This is a genomic window from Roseibium sp. RKSG952 (assembly GCF_009711355.1).
In genome coordinates this window covers 1-822 of sequence record NZ_SMMF01000396.1, presented here as the reverse complement: position 1 = coordinate 822, position 822 = coordinate 1, and the positions used below count along the sequence as shown (strand labels likewise).

1 protein-coding gene is annotated in these 822 nt (G+C 55.4%); it reads left to right on the top strand.

Annotated elements, in window-relative coordinates:
• The first annotated feature begins 152 nt into the window (after nucleotides 1-152).
• Nucleotides 153-707 carry a hypothetical protein gene (locus E1297_RS01205; RefSeq protein WP_155132870.1) on the top strand — a complete coding sequence of 185 codons (555 nt, stop codon included), beginning with the start codon at nucleotides 153-155 and terminating at the stop codon, nucleotides 705-707.
• Nucleotides 708-822: the final 115 nt, after the last annotated feature.

Here is an 822-nt window from a genome sequence, read left to right as displayed (position 1 = left end):
CCCCGTCCTTCCGGGCGGGGAAGACGTTAAGGAGGTTGCCAGAATCGCACAGGAGGAATTGGGGCGTAAGAAGCCGATATCCCAGACGATGTAGGCTCGCTACTTGCGCTGGCATAATGGAACCTAGATGAGTGAAAGAGGAGGAGACGGAGATGAAGGAAGCGGACGAAACGACAAAGACAGCGGAACTCTTGCTTAATTGTCCGGACGACACGCGTGTCCCAACACGAACTATCGCTCTGCAGATTTTGAACAAGCTCGGAATTCCATACCACTTCCTGAGACTACCGAGTGCAGCGCTTTTTGTGGACGGTCAACCCGGGAAGACCGTTCGCCTGTATTCCGAGCCCAAGCACCGGGTTGTGTCGCCTACGCATGTCTCGGACGAGGAAGTCACGGTAGGCAAACTGAAAGAGATCGCGGCGGGCTGGATCAACGATAGCATCGGCCTGACAGTCAGCCATCTTGGTGGAACCAATCAGGACGTAATCGGTTGGCAACTCGCCGACAGGGAGGGCAACATTCTCGATGCCGCGACGAACCCGCTAGGCCTTTGGAGTCACGAGGTTCTGCGTGGAGAGGCGGTAACCGATGTCATAGATCGGTTCGGCATCGCGGGAGAATACAGGCTGTTCGCGGCGCTTGAGGGCGATATCGAAGAACCGGAATTCATCGATAAATTGGACATCTCAATTAAAATGAGCTGAACCAGAAGTGCAAACCCCTTCCTTCAGAGTGGGGTCAAGAGCGCAGCTCGCGCAGCGGGGCATCAAGACTTACTCCGTTGCTCTCCAACATATTGCCTGACAGGCCTGCGCCGAA

Bases quoted from the DNA above. Each gene is read 5' to 3' on its own strand.
- E1297_RS01205 (WP_155132870.1), top strand. From the start codon at position 153: ATGAAGGAAGCGGACGAAACGACAAAGACAGCGGAACTCTTGCTTAAT.